Origin of the sequence: Alistipes timonensis JC136, assembly GCF_900107675.1 — a bacterium.
GTDB classification, from domain to species: domain Bacteria; phylum Bacteroidota; class Bacteroidia; order Bacteroidales; family Rikenellaceae; genus Alistipes; species Alistipes timonensis.
This window is the reverse complement of the sequence record NZ_FNRI01000001.1, coordinates 140,546-160,196: the sequence shown is the minus strand read 5'-3', so window position 1 is coordinate 160,196 and position 19,651 is coordinate 140,546. Positions and strand designations below refer to the sequence as shown.

The 19,651-nt window shown below is 61.0% G+C and carries 12 protein-coding genes; all 12 read right to left on the bottom strand.

What is annotated here, in order from left to right; genetic code table 11:
- Window positions 1–2: 2 nt before the first annotated feature.
- Window positions 3–1,778, bottom strand: coding sequence for a hypothetical protein (locus tag BLU78_RS00605; RefSeq protein WP_010259164.1), 1,776 nt, complete (start codon window positions 1,776–1,778; stop codon window positions 3–5).
- A 33-nt stretch (window positions 1,779–1,811) separates the two neighbouring features.
- Window positions 1,812–2,885 carry a hypothetical protein gene (locus BLU78_RS00600; RefSeq protein WP_010259161.1) on the bottom strand — a complete coding sequence of 358 codons (1,074 nt, stop codon included), beginning with the start codon at window positions 2,883–2,885 and terminating at the stop codon, window positions 1,812–1,814.
- A gap of 239 nt (window positions 2,886–3,124) precedes the next feature.
- Complete coding sequence (locus BLU78_RS14055) at window positions 3,125–3,262, bottom strand: hypothetical protein (protein ID WP_020692623.1); 138 nt, start codon at window positions 3,260–3,262, stop codon at window positions 3,125–3,127.
- 384 nt (window positions 3,263–3,646) lie between these two features.
- Window positions 3,647–4,753, bottom strand: a complete 1,107-nt coding sequence (ald, locus tag BLU78_RS00595) for an alanine dehydrogenase (protein WP_010259158.1) — start codon at window positions 4,751–4,753, stop codon at window positions 3,647–3,649.
- 90 nt (window positions 4,754–4,843) lie between these two features.
- Window positions 4,844–7,267 (bottom strand): TonB-dependent receptor, encoded by a 2,424-nt coding sequence (locus BLU78_RS00590; RefSeq protein WP_010258838.1) that lies wholly within the window; start codon window positions 7,265–7,267, stop codon window positions 4,844–4,846.
- Between the two features lie 291 nt (window positions 7,268–7,558).
- Complete coding sequence (locus BLU78_RS00585) at window positions 7,559–9,763, bottom strand: glycoside hydrolase family 3 N-terminal domain-containing protein (protein WP_010258834.1); 2,205 nt, start codon at window positions 9,761–9,763, stop codon at window positions 7,559–7,561.
- A 26-nt stretch (window positions 9,764–9,789) separates the two neighbouring features.
- Window positions 9,790–10,563, bottom strand: coding sequence for a beta-galactosidase (locus tag BLU78_RS00580; RefSeq protein ID WP_010258832.1), 774 nt, complete (start codon window positions 10,561–10,563; stop codon window positions 9,790–9,792).
- A gap of 12 nt (window positions 10,564–10,575) precedes the next feature.
- Entirely contained in the window at window positions 10,576–13,293 is a 2,718-nt protein-coding gene (locus BLU78_RS00575) for a sugar-binding domain-containing protein (protein ID WP_010258828.1), read from the bottom strand.
- Between the two features lie 21 nt (window positions 13,294–13,314).
- Entirely contained in the window at window positions 13,315–14,577 is a 1,263-nt protein-coding gene (locus BLU78_RS00570; protein ID WP_010258827.1) for an alpha/beta hydrolase, read from the bottom strand.
- Window positions 14,574–15,761, bottom strand: a complete 1,188-nt coding sequence (locus tag BLU78_RS00565) for a glycoside hydrolase family 88 protein (RefSeq protein WP_026020560.1) — start codon at window positions 15,759–15,761, stop codon at window positions 14,574–14,576. The genes BLU78_RS00570 and BLU78_RS00565 overlap by 4 nt, the downstream gene beginning before the upstream one ends.
- Before the next feature lie 11 nt (window positions 15,762–15,772).
- On the bottom strand, window positions 15,773–17,557 hold the full coding sequence (locus BLU78_RS00560) for a glycoside hydrolase family 2 protein (protein ID WP_026020559.1): 1,785 nt from the start codon (window positions 17,555–17,557) through the stop codon (window positions 15,773–15,775).
- Between the two features lie 21 nt (window positions 17,558–17,578).
- The gene (locus tag BLU78_RS00555; protein WP_026020558.1) at window positions 17,579–19,648 is read right to left on the bottom strand and encodes an alpha-galactosidase; all 2,070 of its coding nucleotides are present in this window, start codon (window positions 19,646–19,648) and stop codon (window positions 17,579–17,581) included.
- Window positions 19,649–19,651: the final 3 nt, after the last annotated feature.

The following is a 19,651-nucleotide window of genomic DNA, read 5'->3' as shown; positions in this document are numbered from 1 at the left end:
CATCACTCCTTGATGCAACGAACCGAAGAACCGTACGGACGGTTGAGACCCGTCTCGCTCGCCGGATTGCCCCATGCGAGCATCTCCATGATGGCGTACGTGTTCTGACAGGTCGCGGTGTGGAAAGTAGCCCCGCCGGCCACACCGTTCAATACACCCGTGCCCACCTCTTTCCGACCTGCAAAGGGGAACCAGTACTCCTTGCCCGAATCGGCCTGCTTGTAACGGAAGCCGATACAATAAGCATCATCGTACTCGATGAACCAGGGATAGGACGAATCATAGGGCTGCGCATCGTTGAGTGCACCGGCCTTTTTGTACTCCTTGCGGAATCCCCATGCGGCACCCGCTGCGGGAACCTTCCAACCCTCGGGACACGGGTCGTACTTAGTCTTGTAACCCGATACGCCGCCCCACAGGTCGTGGTTCTGACGCTGTGCGTCGTCGGTCAGCCAATCCACAACGGGATACGACGAACTGGGTGCGAAATAGAACGTATTGGGATTCTGGATCGACACCGTGAGGTTGGTGCTCTCGTAATCGCTCGACGGATAGGTCGGACGCTCCTCGCTGACCTCACGCACGCGGTTGCCGTCGATGTCGTATTTGAGCACATAAACCGAAGATTCCGTGCCGTCGGCGCCTACGAACGGGTCCTTGCGGCCCCACTGGTAGAGCAGGCCGAGCGCACCTGCATCGTATTTCTTGGCATTTTTGGCACCGAGATTCCGGTCCATGAAGGTATAGCTCGTACCCGTCGACTTATCGGTCCAGACGAACGGATCGCTCATCGGATCGTAATCAGAAACCCAGACATGCCAGCTCCAGACAATCACATCGTCGAGTTTGGCAGCAACGACGGCATTACCCACGATCCCGGCGTTGAGCTGGACGACCACCACCTTCTCGGAGCTGTTCGCCGAAACGGACTTCACCATGCCCTGAGCGTCCTGCCATACGAGCGCGGCATTGTTGAAATTGAGTTCGGTCGTCGAGTTACCCTCGACAGCCTTGATGGTCAGCGTGCTGCCCGGAGCCACAATGTAGCAGTTGGCGGCATTGGCGGCAGTCGAAATCTCGACGATCGTCAGCGTCGCCTCGAGTTTCGCGGTGCGGTTGTGGTTGTCGGAAATGGTCATCGACAACGCGAGCGTCGGGGTGAGCGCGGCCGGAGCCGTCACCTTGATCTTGCCCGAGCTCTTGTCCGAACCCCACTCGCATGTAGCGTTCCAGCCCGACGTAGCGGTCAGGGTCACGTCAGAAGCGACCGTGGCCGTGCCGATGCCCGTCACCGTGAAAGGCAGTTCGAACGAGCCGCCGGGTTTTGTGGCCATCGACTTGATGTCGGCACTCAGCGCAACGGCGAGTTTCTCCGAAGCGTCCACGGTCACCAAGGTCTGGGCCGTCGTCGAGCGATTGTTCTTGCTGTCGGTAACGGTCAGCGTCACGGTGATCTTCTCACCGTCGGTGATCGCAGGGGCAGTGAATTCGACTGACCCCGAGTAGTTGGCGTCGCTGGTGACGCTTGTCGTGGCAGCCGTATTGGAAGCCGAAGCACTCAGGGCGAGCGTGGCGCCCTCGACCCCGGTCACGGTAAAGGGCAGCGAAACGGTTCCGCCGGCCTCGACCGAGAAATTATCCGACGAAAAGATCGCTTTCAGTTCCCCGAGCTTCGGACCGTCGTCCGAATCGTCCGAGCCGCACGACACGATGGTCGCGGCCCCCGTCAGCAGCAATGCGGCAAGCAGGTTCTTGCCGAGTTTGTTGATTAAATTCATGTCTATTAGGGTTTAAAAGTTCTTGAAATCCGATCAGAGCTTCACACAGCGCACGGGAAGTTCGTACCCCTGGGTGTACCCGCCCGTGTAGCCGGCCGAGGTCGGCGAGACCGTCGTTCCGAACGAACGGAAATAGGTCGCGTCCACCGTCGACGACCAGGCTTTTCCGCAGGGCCAGTTCGTACCGATGCCGTTCGAATAACCGCCGCCGTGGGCAATCTCGCCCTGCGACGGGAAATAGAACTTCGTCGCGCCGTCGGTCGAGATATAACGTCCCAACTGGTCCTTGTTCGCCGGAGATTCGACACCTGCGGCAAAGACGATCTCCTTGGTCACAGCGGCGTCGTTGTAGAATTTCCAGGCGGCCTGCGGAGCCACGCGCCAGCCTGCCGGACACGGATCGTATTTGGTCTGCGTGCCCGACTCGGCCCCCCAGAGGTCCTTGATGGCGTCGGTGGCGATATTGGCCTTGACGGTCGTGAGCCAACTGTAATTGCCGCCGCTCACACCCGAATAGTGGGTCAGCGGATTGGCGATCGAATTGGGAATATTGTCCTCGGCGGCACAGGCCTCGACGGTGCGCGTCACCTCTTCGCCGGCCATGTCGTACATGGCTTTCAGCTTGCCCTCGTAGTTCGAGGTCCCGAACGGGTCCTTGCGGCCCCACTGGTAGAACAGGCCGTTGGAGAGATCACTACCAGGCTGGTTGCTGACGGCGCCCACGTAGCGGTCCATTATTTTATAAGAGGTGCCGCTCTCGGTGTCGGTCCAGGTCATGATGTTCGCATCGGGGTCGAAATCGGCCACCCAGAGGTGGTAGCTCCACACGATGACTCCGTCGGCGTTCCTGACGGCGACGACGGCGTTGCCGCTCACACCGGATTTGAGGATCGCATAGACGCAATTCTCTTCGGGAGCGGCAATGAGCTGTTCGACCATTCCGGCGGCGTCCTGCCACAGGAGATCCGCCGTCTGGAAAGCGGCCTTTTCGGTCGTGTTGCCGATATTTGCGGGGAATTTCACGAGGGCTCCGGGAGCTGCTATGTAGCAGTTGGCGGGAGCGGTGATTTCGGTGAATCCGTCGATGAGTTTCGAGGATACGGTCACCGTCCCGGTTGCGGAACGCTGTGTTTTGGAATCGTCGACCTTGAGGGTGATGGTGACGGTAACGGGAGAAAGGATGAGATCGGGTGCCGTTACCGTGATGACTCCCGATCCGGGATCGGATGCGGAAAGAGTCGCTGCGACCGTGTATTCGGTCTTGTCAGCCGAAGCTGAAGCGGTCAGTTCGGCGTTCTTCGCCTCACCTACCGTAAAGGGTATTTCTAAATTCTGCCCCTGTTCAATTACATATTCGCCCGCGTGGGGGGGGGAATTTTGACGGTCAGATCCCTGATAGGATCTTCGTCGTCCTTACACGACGCAAAGAAGCCGGCGAGCAGCAACATCCCTGCGAAGGAAAGATTCTTGGCGATTTGTTTCATGACTCTTGTTTTTTATTGCCGTCCGGTTTCTGAGACGGCGCACTATATTCAGTCGGTACGGGAAACCGTCGTCCGGCACCCGGCGTCCGGAACATCCGCACGCCGCCGAACCTCGCACCTAAATTTCGGGACCATTTAATTACGATCTGTAATGAAAATCCGCCGTCCTCCTAAGGATCGTGTAATATTTCGCCCTGTTTTTTGCACGGTTCGAAACACAGACGGACATCGTAACCTATTCGTTTACTTGCAAATATACAAATTATTCAAGAATTTCAAAAATAATAGGGACGAATTTTCGGACTACAATCCGCCTTTTTACGGCATCGCGGCGGCCTTTCGGACCGTTCCGGGATTCGGAAGGCCGCCGCGGAACCGGAAGCGTCAGAGTTCCAGCGGTTCGTAAGGCAGCCCCCAGGCGTCGGCAACGGGTTTGTAAACCACCTTGCCGCCGATGATGTTCAGCCCCAGAGCCAGCTCGGGATTCTCCTTCGCGGCGCGCCGCCAGCCCTTGTCGGCCAGTTGAATGGCATAGGGAAGCGTAGCGTTGGTGAGCGCGAGAGTCGAGGTGCGGGGCACGGCGCCCGGAATATTGGCCACGCAGTAGTGGAGCATCCCGTCGACATAGTAGACGGGATCTTCGTGGGTGGTGGGACGCGAAGTTTCGAAACACCCGCCCTGGTCGATGGCCACGTCGACCATCACCGTGCCGGGTTCCATATCCTTCAGCATGTCGCGCGTGACGAGTTTCGGGGCTTTGGCGCCCGGAATCAGCACCGAGCCGATCACCAGATCGGCGTGTTTCAACTCCTGCCGGATATTGTATTCGGAGGACATCAGTGTTTTGACGTTCTTGGGCATCACGTCGGCCAGATAGGTCAGGCGTTGCAGCGAGATGTCGCAGATCGTGACGTCGGCCCCCGTCCCGGCGGCCGTGCGCGCAGCGGCCGTGCCGACCACCCCGGCGCCGATCACAAAGACCTTGGCGGGTTTCACCCCCGGAACGCCGCCCAGCAGGACGCCTTTGCCGCCGCGGGGTTTTTCGAGGAAATAACGTCCCTCCTGCGCCGCCATGCGGCCCGCGACCTCCGACATCGGAATCAGCAGCGGCAGCGAACGGTCGGCGCGTTCGACGGTCTCATAGGCGCAGCAGACCGCCCCGCTGTCGACCATGGCCCGCGTGAGGGGTTCGCTGCTGGCGAAATGAAAGTAGGTGAAGACCAACTGGTCCCGGCGGATGAGCTTGTACTCGGGAGCGATGGGCTCTTTGACCTTGACGATCATCTCCGCCCGGGCATAAACATCCTCGATGGTGGGGAGCATCTCGGCCCCCACACCTATATAATCATCATCGGTAAAACCGCTGTTTACACCGGCCGAAGCCTGCACATAAACCTGGTGGCCCCGCTTTACGAGCTCCTGAGCGCCCGCAGGGGTAAGAGCAATGCGATTCTCATTGTTCTTGATCTCTTTTGGAATACCGATAATCATGGTTTTGGAAGTTTTAGGGTTCTTTCGCCCTTACAAAATACGAATTTCACCGTAAAATCCAAAAAAATCGGACATTTTTTTACCAACGGGTCAGAATCGGTAAGAGACTGTAAGATAGAACGAACGAGGCCACGCATAGGTGTAGCGCGTGGCATGGGGCGTGTAAAGGGTATCGTCCCCCGGCCGGATGCGGCGCACACGTAACGATTCGTAACCGCCGTAAGGTGTATCGGCATCGCCCAGCAGGTTGCGGAGCATCAGCGCCGCGGTCAGCCGCGAACGGTCGAAATAGAAGCTTTTGAACAGCGAAGCATCGAGCGTGAAGGCATCCGCCAGCCGCTCCTGCCGGGTGAAGGCTTCGAAAGCCTCGCGCGTGATGCCGCCCTGACCGGCAATGCGGTCGGTGCGGCGCAGGGGCATCGGCTCGACATAGCGGCGTCCGGCATAGCCCGCCGAAGCGCGGCATCCCCACCCTTTCGTCCCGAACCACGCCAATTCGGCGGCGGCAGTCAGCTGCGGAGCCCCGCCCGTCTCGCAGCCGCCCATGCGGCTGACGGCGCGCAGGTCCACGACCGAATTGTCCACGTCGGAGAGCACCGTGACGACCGGATCGCGGGCGTATTTGTAACGCCCCGCCGAAGCGGCCAGCGACAGCCGCCAGCGGTAGGACAACCGGATGTCGGCGGCGGCTTCGACACCGTAGGAGAGGCGTCCGATCCCGGTGACGGCCATATCGCAGTAGACCGAAGCCATATCGTCGTAATAGCGGCGCGTCTCGGTGCCGTCGAGCGTCAGCACCGCGAAAGCCGTCGCCTGCAGGTCCAGGACGGGTCCCGTGAGGCGCCAGCCGAGTTCGGCGGCATAGGTACGTCCGGACACGGGATCGTCGACCGTACGGTTGTTGTAGAGGGGCTGGTAGAAGAGGTCCTCCGCCGCGGGCATCCGTGCATCAGCCTGCACGGCGGCTTCGAGGTAGCAGCGCGGCGAGAAGGCCCAGCCGGCAACAACCCGAAACGCATAAGGCGTGAAACGCATCACCCGCGAGCGTCCGTAGGACTGCGCCCCGGGAAAGAGTTCTTTCTCGTAATGGCCCCGGCGGCTGACCGCCCCGCTGCCCAGCTCGGCGGAAAGGTCGGCCCGGAAACGATCGGCTCGGTAGTCGGCTTGCACGCGAACCAAGGCCGTGCGGACGGTGAGCGTATAGTCGTAGCCGAAGCGATCGCCCTCGCGGATGGTGCGGTCGGGATGCCGCAGGTCGTTCTGCAAGAGGTTGCTGTACGTGTCGTCATCGACAAGGAAGCGGTCGATATCGGTGACGTACTCCGCACCCAGCAGGTCTCGCATTTGTTTATAGGAGCGTGTGTTTTCACGGCGGAAGGCAATCCCGTAACGGAACGTCAGCCGGGCGTCGGCATCGGTGGTGAAAAGGGCGTTCAGCGAGAGGTTGCAAAGCCGCTCGGCACGGTCCTCCAGCGCATAGACTGCGTGTCCGGCGGCCATGCGGTTGCGGCGGACCAGCTCGTCCCAATCGACCTGCGTGTAGCGCGTGTCGTTCGAACGCCACGCCAGTTCGGTCTCCCGGTCGCCGGCATAACTCGGCAGGTAGCGGTAGTTGTCGGGCATCGGCGTCCGGGCGTCGTACCAGTCGAGCATGCTGTATTTCGAAACGCCCGCCTCGGCGCCGAACGCCGCCGTGAGCGAGGTAGCAGGCGACAGCGGAACTTCATAAGCGGCGACTGCCAGCGGGATCGTCTCGCGCCGCACGCGCGAGTTGCGGACCCGGCCGTCCTGAAATCCCCACGCAGGGTTATAGAGCCGGTCGCCCGTCAGCGAAAAGGCCTCCTCGGAGGAGGAGAGGCGCGTACCCCGCATCGAGGGCGGCACGATGCAGAGAAGGGCGAATTCATGTCCCGGGCCAAAGCGCCGGGCGAGGCGCAGTCCGGCGGTCAGGGCGTTTGTGAAGACCCCTTCGACATGCATGTCACGGCCCGTGCGGGCATCGGCGGCGGCCGAAAGGCTCCATCCTCCGCCGAAAGTCCTTGCAGCGGCGACTTTGGCCCCGACAAGGTAGTTGCGGTCAGTGAAGCGCACCGAAGCGAAATAAGGTTGCAGCGGCTCTCCCTCCGGAAACCGGAACAGCCTCACCCCGCCGGCGGAGCCCCACTCCCCGGGCGCAGCAGCAAGCCCCGCATAACGTTCCTCTTCGGCCCCCAACAGGCGCAGGAGCGAAAGGTAACGATACGGCAGGTCCACACCCGAAAGCGATGTGCGCATGGCGCGATAGTCCAGCCCACGGCGCTTCCGCGCCACCTGCGGCAAATTGAAATCGGTATGATCGCCGTAGAGGTCCGAGACGCCCTGCACGGCACGGTAGAAGATCGCGGAATCGGTCGTGAGCACCTCGCGCCGCTCCTCGCGTTCGGCATAGGGATAGTATTCGTCGTCGGGATGCTGCGCCGCAGCCTGCAGGCTCGACAGCAGAAGGAACAGCAGGCAACAGCGGCTTTTCAACATACTTTTGCAACCTTTTAAAACACAAAGATAGCAAAAAGTCGCCCGGAGCCAAAACCGAACGGCGCCCGGTTCGACAAAATCTTCCGACCCCCTAAAAGCGTCGTTACGACGCCAAAGATAGCAAAAAGTCGCCCGGAGCCAAAACCGAACGGCGCCCGGTTCGGCAAAATCTTCCGCCCCCTAAAAGCGTCGTTACGACGCCAAAACCCGGCCGGGAAAACATCCGAACACAAACTCCCCGTGCGAAATTCGTTTCGCACGGGGAGTTTCGCCGTGAACCTCTGCCGGACGCTACTCCGTCAGCGTCAGTTTCACCTTGCGGTCCTTGACGATCACATAGTAATCGCCCGGTTCGAGGAACCGCCGTCCGTCACCGTCCGTGAAGCTCAAATCCCGCTCGGGGTCAATCTCGAACCGGAAGAGATGCGTTTCGCCGCACCGGATCGGCTGTTTCTCGAAATGCTTCAGTTCCCGGACCGGACGCGAGATCGTGCACACCGGGTCCGACACGAACCAATGGACCGTTTCGGCTCCGTCCATCTTTCCGGTGTTGGTCACGGCGATCTCGACCGACACCTTGTCGCCGCGCCGGAACGTCACGGCAGACGGTTTCAGATCGCCGTATTCGAACGTGGTATAGCTGAGCCCGTGGCCGAACCCGTACAGCGGCGTACTGGGAATGTCCTGATACTTGCCCTGATGCGTGCGTGCGCTCTGGCGGTGGTTATAATAAATAGGTATCTGGCCGGTCGAATAGGGAAAGGTCATTGCCAGGCGGCCAGACGGATTGATCCGTCCCGCGAGGATTCCCGCAAGCGGACCGCCGCCCCTCAGACCGGGCTGCCACATCTGGACGATGGCCGCGCTCAGCGGTTCGAGCCGGCACAGCTCCAACGGGCGGCCGCTCGAAAGCACCAGCACGATCGGCTTGCCGGTCTTCGCCAGTTCACGCGCCAGCCGTTCCTGGATTTCGGGCAGCGCGATCGAGGACCTCGAAGCGTTCTCACCGCTCCAATCCCGCTTCTCGCCCAGACAAAGCACCACTATGTCGGCGGCGGACGCCGCGGCGACGGCCTCCCCGAAGCCGGAAGCGTCCTCCCCGTCGAAGTTGCATCCCTGGGCATAGAGCAGTTCCGCTTTGTCCCCGTATTCCGCTTCCAGTCCCGCAAAGACGCTCACCACGTCCTCCGCATCGCCCTTCGAGGACCACGATCCCAGCAGGTGGTAACGGCTCTTGGCAATGGGACCGACGACCGCGATCCGGCGGAGGCCTTTCAGCGGCAGCACGTCGTTCTCGTTCTTCAACAGCACCATCGACTCCGCGGCCAGCTCTTCGGCGATCCGGAGGCTCTCGGGCAGCAGGAAACGCTCCTTCTCGGTCGACTCCGGGGTGTAGGGCTTTTCGAACAGTCCCAGCCGGAATTTCACCCGAAGCACCCGCCGGACGGCATCGTCGAGCTGCGCCTGCGAAACCCGGCCCTCACGGACCAGTTCGGCCAGATGGGCGTCGTAACAGCGGTTCATCATATCCATTTCGAGCCCTGCGGCAAACGCCTTTTCAGCCGCCTCTTTCTTGTCGGCGGCAACGCCCTGGGACCTCAACTGCTGGATGGCGCCCCAGTCAGACACGACGAACCCGTCGTGTCCCCACCGCTCTTTGAGCACCTCGGTCATGAGATAGCGGTTGGCCGATCCGGGAGTTCCGCTGATGTCGTTGAAACTGCTCATCACCGTTGCGGCTCCGGCCTTTATACCCGCCTCGTAGGGCGGCAGGTAGGTATCCCAGAGCGTCTGCCGCGAGATCTCCGTGTACACGTAGTCGCGGCCCGCCTCCGAAGCGCCGTAACCCGCGAAATGTTTGAGGCAGGCAGCCACATGGCGGTCGTCCGACAGATCGTCGCCCTGATAGCCTTTCACCGTGGCCGCACCGAAGACCGCATTGGCGTAGGGGTCTTCGCCGTAACCTTCGGCCACACGCCCCCAGCGGGGATCGCGCGCCACGTCGATCATCGGGGAGAAAGTCCAGTCTACTCCCGACATCCGGGCCTCCTGCGCGGCGACCCCGGCGGCCTTTTCCACCAGAGCGGGATTCCACGAACAGGCCTGCGCCAGCGAGATCGGATAAGTCGTGCGAAAGCCGTGTATCACGTCGTGGCCGAAGAGGATCGGAATGCCGAGCCGCGACTCCTCCACGGCTTTGCGCTGCACCCGGTTCCTCAGTTCGGGGGAACTGCCGTAATAGATGAGCGAGCCGGTTTCGGCCGGAATGTCGTTCACCGGATCGGCCATGTTATTGGCGTTGTCGTTCCGGCCGAGCGTATACTGGTTGAGCTGCATGACCTTCTCTTCGAGGGTCATTCTCGACAGCAGGTCCCCGACGCGCTCCTCGACGGGACGGGACGCATCCTTGTAAACGGGTATGCGTCCGTGTGTTTTCTGTGCCCGGGCTCCGGCTACGGAGACTGCCGCCAGGCAGAGGATAAGGATCTTTTTCATTCGGTCGTATTAATTATTCGTACTGATTATTTGAACACGGGTTTGTCCGAAAGACGCATCGCCGCATCCGGATCGTTGTTCCGGATGTCGAAAACGACGATCCGGTTCCCTTTCGTTTCCAGAACATCGTCCGGAATCCGGATCGACTGCTGTTTCTCCTCGTCCCAGAAGGCGCCCAGGTAACGGCCGTTGATCCACACCTCGCCCATCCCCCATCCCGACACGTCGAGATAGACGCCGTTTCCGGCCGCACAGTCGAAATACCCGCGGCGGAAACAGGGAACGTTGCAGGGCCCCAAAGGGCCGAAATCGAGCGACTCCGTGTCGGCTTCGCGGACTTCGAGCGGCGTGATCCTCCAGCCGGCAACCTCTTCGCCGCCGAGACGGACGCTGCCGAACAACCCCTTCGAATTGTCGAGGATCTCCGGACCGTAGGTGATGCGGCCGATGTTTTCCACATAGAGTTGCAGAGCATGAGAGCCCGCTTCGGCATGCAGCGTCAGCGTTTTCCGGCTGTCCGTCATCGTCCCCCGGAACTCCCCGTCGAGATACACCGCAGCATAGTCCCGCACGTTCGCCAGCTCCAATTCCGCATCACCGCCGGGAAGCGTCACCTCCGCTTCATAGAGCACATAGCCGAACTCCATCCCGAGATCGTTCATCGGAAGCGGTTCGTCGGATTCGACGGATTCGCCGAAAACCTGCGTCAGCGGAGCGCTTCCGGTCATTTTCAACTCCTGCGCCCCTCCGACGAGAGCCGTCAGCAAAAAGCCGCAGAGCAGTATCGTCTTCCTGTTCATGCAATTCACGGTTTATCGGACAAAGGAACGGATGAACGCTTCGTCCAGCTCGACCTGAGGATCGAAACGATCGCTCCGGACGTATTTGTCGATGCTTTCGAGCAGCTGGCGTGTCGCGGGACGCTCATCGAGTTTCTTCCGGGTATCGACGGCCAGCACGAGCAGCCGGCCGCCGCCGACGCGGGCTTCGAAGCCGATGCCCAGCTTTTCGTTGTTGTCGAAACTGTCGATCACCTGGATAAACGGACGGAGTTCGCGCGGCGTCTGCTGCATCTCGATCACCTTGGCGTTTTCCAGAATGTCCCACCACTGCCAGTCGGTGTGGTACGATGTCGGGAAATCGGCGAACACCGGCTCGTCGGCATGGATCAGGCAGCCGATGGTCATAGGCGCCCAGGCGAACATGATCGGGTTCCAGAAATGGTTGTGGAAAGTCGATCTGCGCCCCTTGACCTTGCCCGGCGCAGGGGTGAAGACCACCTTTTTCCCGGCGGCCAGATACGATTTCGCCCGGTCGTCGAACACCGTCGTATAGAGCACGTCGTCGTCCGACCGCATCAGCGACGGATTGCGCGGAAAGACCCAGATGTCCCAGCTGTTGCCGATCTCCCCGCCGACGTTCAGATGCACGGTCATTTTCTGCGCTCCCTCCACCTTGTTCAGGGGGATCGAGAACTCCCCGACCGGGAAAACGCCGTCGACGCCGACGGTCTGTGTTTTCAGCGATCCCCGGGCGACGGTCTTTCCCGCACTGTCGGTCATCGACCAGCGGATCTTCGCATTCCGGAGGGCCGAGCCGCTGAAATTGTATACCTCGGCTTTCGCCGTGAAGGTCTCATCGCCGAACCACGCACTTTTCGGATAGCGCAGCAGAGCCACCGTCGGGGCGCAGAACTCCCGCCAGGCCTCGGGCGTCACCAGCCCTTTGGAGTCCCAGAAGGGGTCGAGCACACCCACCGGGGCATAACCCTGGCCTGGGAAGTCGTTAAGCGAGAGCAACTGGAATCCAGCAGATTTGGAGGAACGGAGCAGCGCCTCGATCACGGCTTTGTACTCCACGACGGTCAGCGCACCCGATGCCCGGAAGAAGTCGTGGGCCTGATCGCCCATGCCGTTGGCGGTGAGCATTTCGCGCCACAACTCGAAATTCCGGGCTTGCACCGGCCCCGTGAACTTTTCGATCTCCCGGAAATCGGGATATACGCACCGCTGTCCCGATTCGTGGGAAATGACGGGCACGTCCACGTCCGATTCGACGCTGCGGTCCCAGTCCGTCGAAGGACGGCCTTCGTACACCTTCACGGGACCCTTGTTGGTCTGCTGCGAAACATAGTACTGGTCGGAAGGCACCCGTGTGCGGGCGGTCGAACCGCTGTAAAGATGGCGCGTGTCGAGTTTGCGCCCGTCGGAGGTCAGCTCCTCGATGAAATCGAAATTGCCGGTGATCTCGTTGCCGTTGCAGTAGAGCACGAACGACGGATGGTTGCCGTATTCCCGGAGAATCGCCCGCATTTCACGCCGGAAAAAGTCGTAGCGCGCCTCATCGGGCTCGGCATCCTTGCCCCACATGGGCATTTCGACCTCGAAATAGATGCCGTACTTGTCGGCCATGCGGAAAGCGGCGGCCGGGGGACACCACGAATGGAAGCGGATATGGTTCAGGCCGTATTCCTTGACGATCCGCATGATCCGTTCCCACTCGGCATCTTCGAGCGGAGCGTGTCCCGTTTTCGGGAAAACGGCGTTCTCGACCGTACCCCGCAGGTGGACCGGACGGCCGTTCAGCAGCACATGGTTGCGGCCCTGAGCCACCTCGCGCAGGCCGAACACAGCCGATTTTTCATGCTCGCAGGCGCTTCCGCCGGCGGTCGTCACCAGCCGGCATGTCATCGTATAGAGGTTCGGATCGAATTCGTCCCACAGTTTCGCGTCCCGGCCCAGCGGAATGCGTTCCGTCAGGGCGACCGTCTCCCCGTCGCCGTTCACGGGCACTTCGCGGGTCAGTTCGAGCCCGTTCCCCGAGACGGTGAACAGCGCCTTGCCTTCGAACGGCTTCCGGGTATGGTTGGCAATTGTCATCCGCACCTCGACGCTCCGGTCCGAAATGCGCGGGTAAAGCTGCATGTCCTCGACGAAGACCGGGTCCACGGCCACCAGTTTCATCTCGCCGAGAATACCGTTCCAGTTGATCTGCGTGAACTCCGTATGGGCATGGTTCCACTTGTGGGTATTATACTGGAAGCGGTTGTCGATGCACACCGTGATACGGTGCGTCTTTCCCGGAGTGACGAAATCGGTCAGGTCGTGGTTGTGCGGAACGCTGATATAGTCGATGCGGCTCACCTCCTTGGTGTCCACCCACACCGAACTGAGCCAGTGCGTACGTTCGAAATAGAGGAAGATGCGCTTGCCTTTCCAGTCGGCGGGAAACTCGATGTCGCGCTGGTACCACGCCGGACCCATATATTCGTAGACACGCGTCAGGCGGTCGACATGCCGGTAGGGAGATTCATACCCGATCTTGTAGTCGTCGGTGATGCCGGGAAGCGTGATCGTCTCCTGGAGTTTGTGGTTGTACCTGGGCGAAAGCGATCCTCGGCGGAAATCCATCACGTCCGTCTGGAACCGCCACTCTCCCGAAAGGTCCACCTCACAGGTCTGTGCGGACGCCGAAGGGAAAGTTTCCAGGAACACGATGGCAAGGAACAGTTTTAGAAACCGGTTTTTCATGTATCGTCGTTTGTTTTAGGGTTATTTCAAATAATTGTCGGCAAACTTCACGAATTGCCGCCAGTCGTAAAGCGTGATGTCGTGGCCGCCCGAACGGACGTGGTAACCGATCCGGCCCGACATGCAGGGTTCGTCCGCCGGCGGCAGTTCCGTACCGTAAAGCCCCTCCGATCCGAACAGCTCGTAGACGGGGGTGGCATGCACTCCCGCGAGAAACTCGCCTTTCACGTCGGCCCACTTGTCTTCGGCCGCACTCGCGATGTAAACCGGGCGGGGAGCTATCAGCGCGATGAGTTCGTGCTGGTCCACGGGCAGCGCGTCCTCGCTGCCGGCGTAGCGTTTGTAATTGTCGCAGAACCAGTGCGGGAAAAGCCGGTTTATCCGGGCCACCGTCTCCGCATACCGGCGCCGGGCCAATGCCGCGCCTCCGCACCCCGAATCGTTGGAAACGATCAGGGCGAAACGCGTGTCGACGGCCCCCGCCCACAGCGCGGCCTTCCCGAGGCGCGAATGGCCGATGACCGCCACGCGGTCGGGGTCCACATCCTCGTCCGTTTCGAGGTAGTCCATCGCGCGGCTGAGCCCCCAGGCCCATGCGGCGATCGTCCCCCATTCGTCGGGAGCGGGACGGCTCTGTCCGTCGCGGTAGAACAACGGATGGACGCCGTTTTGAAATCCGTCGTCGTAATCGGGATCGATATCACCGCGGTAGACGGTGGCCAGCCCGTAACCGTTGGCAATCAGCATCTCGACCGGCCAGCGCGAAGCCGCCGAGGCCCGCGGAAACCCCTCGGCGGGGCCTTTCCCCGGCTCTGTCCGAAGCGTCGAGGGCGTGACGAGCGGATCGTCGCAAATCGTATGGTTACCCTTGAAATTCAGCCCGAGGAACACCGGCACGGCATCCGTGCGTTTGTTGGGCACGTACAGCAGGAGGGTCATGAAGTGTTCCTCATCGTCGGTGAAATAGACGGCGATCTCCTTCCGGGTGGCCATGTTGCTCAGGGCGTAACGGTCTTCGCTCAGCACCTCGAAATGCACCCCATCGGGGCGCCCGGGCGCTTTTCCGTAGACCTGCGACTCGAACAGGGCGAGGAGCTCGGGACGGCGTTCGGACATCCAGCTTTCGGCGTCGGCGACCTTCCGGCCGTCGGACATCGTCAGCGGATCGGGCAGCGTATAGGCCGGAACCCGCGATTCGTCGTAATTCATCGCCGGTTCCTGCGCCCGGACGCCCGACATGCCCAGACAGCACAGCAGCAGCGCGTATGTGCGAAGGAGCGTCATGACTGCAAACTGCGTTTGAGGCGGGTGAGAGCCTCCAGGTAATAATAGTCCGCATAGGTCAGCGGCACGTCCACCTCGGACGAGAACGGATAGGCCCCCGTGGAGTGCATGAGAATGAAATCCCCGTTGGTCCCCTCCGGTGCGGTATATTCCGGCGAAGCCAGACTGCGGATCTGCTTCTCGGCGAAGGCCATGTATTCGTCCGCTTCGGCGCCCTCCGCGAAACCGCTCAGTTCGATCAGCGCCGAAGCCATGATCGCCGCGGCCGAAGCGTCGCGGGGCGTGTCGGGAATCTCCGGAGAATCGAAATCCCAGTAGGGAACCCCGTCTTCCGGCATATTCGGGTGGTTCAGAAGGAATGCCGCAATGCGGCGGGCCTGTTGCAGGTAACGCTCCTCCCCCGTCAGCCGGAACATGCAGGTGTAGCCGTAGAGCCCCCACGCCTGCCCGCGACTCCACGCCGAATCGTCGGAGAAGCCCTGATGGGTCTGCCGGATATGGGGTTTGCCCGAAACTGTGTCGTAGGAGACCACGTGCCACGAACTGAAATCGGGGCGGTAATGATATTCCATCGTCTTGTCGGCGTGCGAAACCGCCATCTCCCGGAAGGATTCGTCGCCCGAATAACCGGCCGCCCACAGCAGGAGTTCGAGGTTCATCATGTTGTCGATGATAACCGGGTACTGCCACCTGTCGCGGTTGTGGTCCCACGAGCGGATCAGGCCCACCTCCGGTCTGAAACGCGTCGCCAGCGACCGGGCTCCGGTGAGCAGCACCTCCTCGTAGGACTTGTCGCCGGTGAGGCGCAGTCCGTTTCCGAAACTGCAATACAGCATGAATCCCACGTCGTGATTGTCGGTCGTATATTTCTCGCGTTCGACGCGCGCGGTGTACATCCGGGCGTATTCCAAAACCCTCGGATCGCGGCTGTTTTCATACACGTACCACAGCGTCCCCGGAAAAAATCCGCTGCACCACCAACGCGAATCCGACGAAACGTCCTCGCCGTTCTCCCACGTGCGCGGCAGGCGGCCTTCGCGGTCGCCGTACTTTTCGGCCATCAGCAACACCTGCCGCTCGGCCCGGGCCAGCGCCTCGTCCACGACCTCCGCCAGCGGTTTCTCCCGGCCGCCGCAGCCCGCAAGCAGTGCGGACAGCCCCATACATAGCAATATCTTCTTCATCGTCTTGTGTTTTAGCGTTTATCGTAATAGGCTTTCATCAGATACCACGCTTTCTTGCGGTATCCCCGGTCCGAAACCAGCCCCTTGCGGTTCCAGCCCTCCTGATTCGTGGGATGGAACCGGAACGGCGAACGGAAGTCGAAGAGAATCCACGGCGACACGCCCCGCAGGTTGGGAATGTTTTCGAACATGCGGAGGTTGTCCCGGTAAAGGGCCTCCTGGTACTCCTCGCTCCACGAACTCGCCACATCGGCCGCACCGTGCTGCCCGTAGAGCGCCTCGCCGCCGAATTCGGAGATGATGAGCGGTTTTCCCCGCGCAACGTCCCACACCGCCTTGTCGGGAGTGACGGGCCACGGATGGTACCAGCCCATGTATTTGTTGACGGCGACGACATCCAGCGCCTCGATGAACGGATCGTCCATCACGAACAACTGTCGGTCGCGGTCGAACCGCACCAGATCGAAAGCCGCGACGATCAGCCGCGTGTCGTCCAGCTCCCGGCAGCAGGAGATCAGGTAGCGGAGAAATTCGTTGCGGGGTTCCGAAGGCTGCGTCTCGTTGGCAACGCCCCAGAAGGTCAGCGCACAGCGGTTTCTGTCGCGTCCGACCATCTCGCGGATCATGCGGCCCGCCTTCTGCCGGGTGGCGTCGTTGGCGAAGTCGATGCCCTGCCAGATCGGAATCTCCTCCCAGAGCATGAAGCCCATCTTCTCGGCCAGGCGGACGATGTATTCGTTCTGGGGATAGTGGGCCAGGCGAATCATGTTGCAGCCCAGCGCCCGGGCCTCGGACAACAGCATCACGGCGTCCGACTCGGAGAACGCGCGGCCCATGCGCTGAGGTATCTCCTCGTGGAAGCTGACCGATTTGAGGAACACGGGTTCGCCGTTGAGGTAAATCTCCTCACCCTCGACCCGCACGTTGCGGAAACCGATCATCTCCTCGACCCGGTCGCGGCCCGCGGTGACGATCACCCGGTAGAGTTTCGGGTCCCCGGGCGACCAGCGTTTCAGGTTCTTCACCCGGAACGAAAGCGCCGCCGCGCCCCGTTCGTCGGCGGAAGCCGTTTCACGGACCTTCAGTTCAGGAATCTCGACCTGCACGGACGTTCCGGCAGGAGCCCCCGACAGGCGGATATCGGCGCTGATCCGGTCGGCGGAATCCTTGTCAAGGCGGATGAAATAATCCTCGACGAAGACTTCGGGAACGCTGACGAGCGACACGTCGCGCGTGATGCCGCCGTAATTCCACCAGTCGAAAGCCATCGCCGGAATGGCGTCGGGCGTACGCGTGTTGTTCACCTCCACGGCGAGGAAATTGTCCGCCGGTTTCAGTTTGCCGGTCACCTCGATCTGGAACGGCGTGAAACCGCCCTCGTGGCTCCCGATCTCCTCGCCGTTGAGATAAACCCGGCAGCGGTAGCTGACAGCCCCGAAATGGAGGAACAGCCGCCGGCCATCCCGCCGCGGAGCGTCGAACCGCCGGGCGTACCAGACCGTCCCTTCGTAGTATTTCAATTCGGGCGTCTGAGAGTTCCAGTCCGAGGGAACATCCAGCCGCAACCCGTTTTCGAACGCATATTCGTAAAAATCGGTTTTTCCCTCGGGTTTGCGGTTCAGGTAAATTCTGTTCTTACGTCCCTGATCGTAGAGATCGACGACGGCGTCCCATTTGCCGTTCAACGACTGCATCTCGCGTCCGTAAACGTTGGCGATAAGGTCCTGCGCCCGAACTCCCGTCACCGCGAGGAACGACAGGGCGAGCGTTATTGTAAATTTTGTCAGCGTTTTCATGTTCATTTCATGTTCGTAAATTCAGGGTTTCGGTTTACGGATTATTTCATAGCGGTACATCGCGTAGTCGTCGGGCGACGGCAGTTCCACGTCCAGCTCACCGCGGCGGCCGGCCTTCCGCACGGCGGCTTTCCCGCTGCCCAGCACGGGCGTCAGCCGCACCGTCGCCCCCTCCGGCAGCCACGTCCCGATACGGGTCCGCCGGTCGGGATGCTGCTCGCGGAAGAAGATGAAATAGCCCCGGTCGCCGTTCAACGACTGGAATCCGGTCCACGACCGTCCCGACGGTTCGTCGCCCACGGGCAGGATCACCCCGCTGTGGAAATCGTGCTGCACCTCCCTGTAACGTCCGATCTCCCGGCCGAGGGCCAGCGCTTCGTCGGGAAGCCCTCCCGCCTCCATCCAAGCCAGCGGTTGCCCGGCCATCGTCACGGCGAAGAGGTATCCGAAAGCGTAGTTCGCCGGAGCGAAACGGTCGCCGGCATATTTTCCGGCATTGCGCCACTTGTTCAGGAACTCGATCTGCAACCGCTCGGCAGGAACGTATTTCGACAGCATCCACAGGTTGCGCAGCGTCCAGTAAGGGTAATAGTTCTGCCAGTCGGTATAGCGGTTTTCGAGGAAAACGTTGCCGTACTCGTTGAACATATGGTAACCTCCGCGGCGGCCGGCCGTGGCGTCGAGGTTGAACACCACCCTGCCGTCCGTTTCGGCCAGCACCCGGTCGAACAGCTTCCGCAGGTTGGCCTCGGCACGTTTGTCGGGAATCGCGAGCCCGTCGATTTTGAAGGTGCGGATGCCGTATTCGTCATGCAGGGCGATCATCGCCCGGGCATCCTTCTCCCAGTCGGCATAGCCGTCCTGTACGCTCGGATTGAACCAGAGGCAGATCTCCACCCCCAGCTCCCGGCCCAGTTCAACGACGGGACGCAGACCGTTCGGATACTTCTCCGGATCGGGTTTCCAATAGTCGGGATTGTCCCAGATGTTTCGAAACGAGCCTTTCGCCACCGCCGAATTGGGGCTTTTGCCGACCTGCCAACCGTCGTCGATCTGGAAATGCGTGATGCCGAGGCGTGCGGCCCGCCGTACCTCATCCATACAAAAACGTTCGTTGACCTTCGTATCCTGGCTGCGGTCGCCCCACGTGTTCATCATCACCATCTCGTCGCGCCCCGGAAGCTGTTTCCGCAACTGTTTCTGATAGCTCCGCAGAGCGGTCAGTTGTTCCAGCTCCCCGCCCGACCAGACGCCGACGACGCATCCGTAGGTCCTCATCCACTCCCCGTCGTCGAGGTCCCTCTCCGTAAGGCCGAGCCCCGAGACCGTGAAATTTCCGAATTCGGCCGTGAAGTCGTAACCCTGATAGGCCGGCTGCACGTTCGAACAGGGAGCCTCTTTCAGGAAAAAGAAGCCCCGGTCGTTCTCCCCGCTGCAGGCGAACAGCAGATTGCCCCGGTAGTGGTTCTTCCGGTAAGGGATCACGTCGGTCTCGAAGACCAGGTTGTTGTTCCAGTCCGTGACATCCTGAAACTCGACGATCCGCGTCCGCCAATGAAACCCGCCGGGATTGAACCGGTCGAGCACGCTCGAACTCCCGAGCGCATGCATATCCTCTTTCGACTCGATGTTCTTCCGGTCGCCGAGGTTCGCAGCACGTTCGCCGGCAAGCACCACGGCGCGTCCTTTCAGGTAGGTGTCGCAGGCAATGGCCGGAGTATCCCCGTAAACCCGGTAGACCCGCCGGACGGCAAGTGCCCCCAGCGAAAATTCCACGGTTGTTTCCAGGTATTCCGAATGGATTCCGGTTTCGCCGATCCGTACCGACGAATACTTTCCGGCAGTGGCCTCAGCATTGCCGGGAATCTCGAAATCGGGCGCCGGAGTGCGGTTCAGCCACACCTGCCCCGACGACTTGTCGGTCAGGCTGTACGTCACGAGGTTTCCGCCGTTCCAAACGAATTTCCGCTCGATCCGGGAGTTGCCGATCGTCAGGGTGTCGTTTCGCAGACGGCTGTAACAATCATCCTGCGCAAATGCACAGGCGCCGCACAACAGCCCCACGGCAAGTATCGGAAGTGTATGTCTCATCGC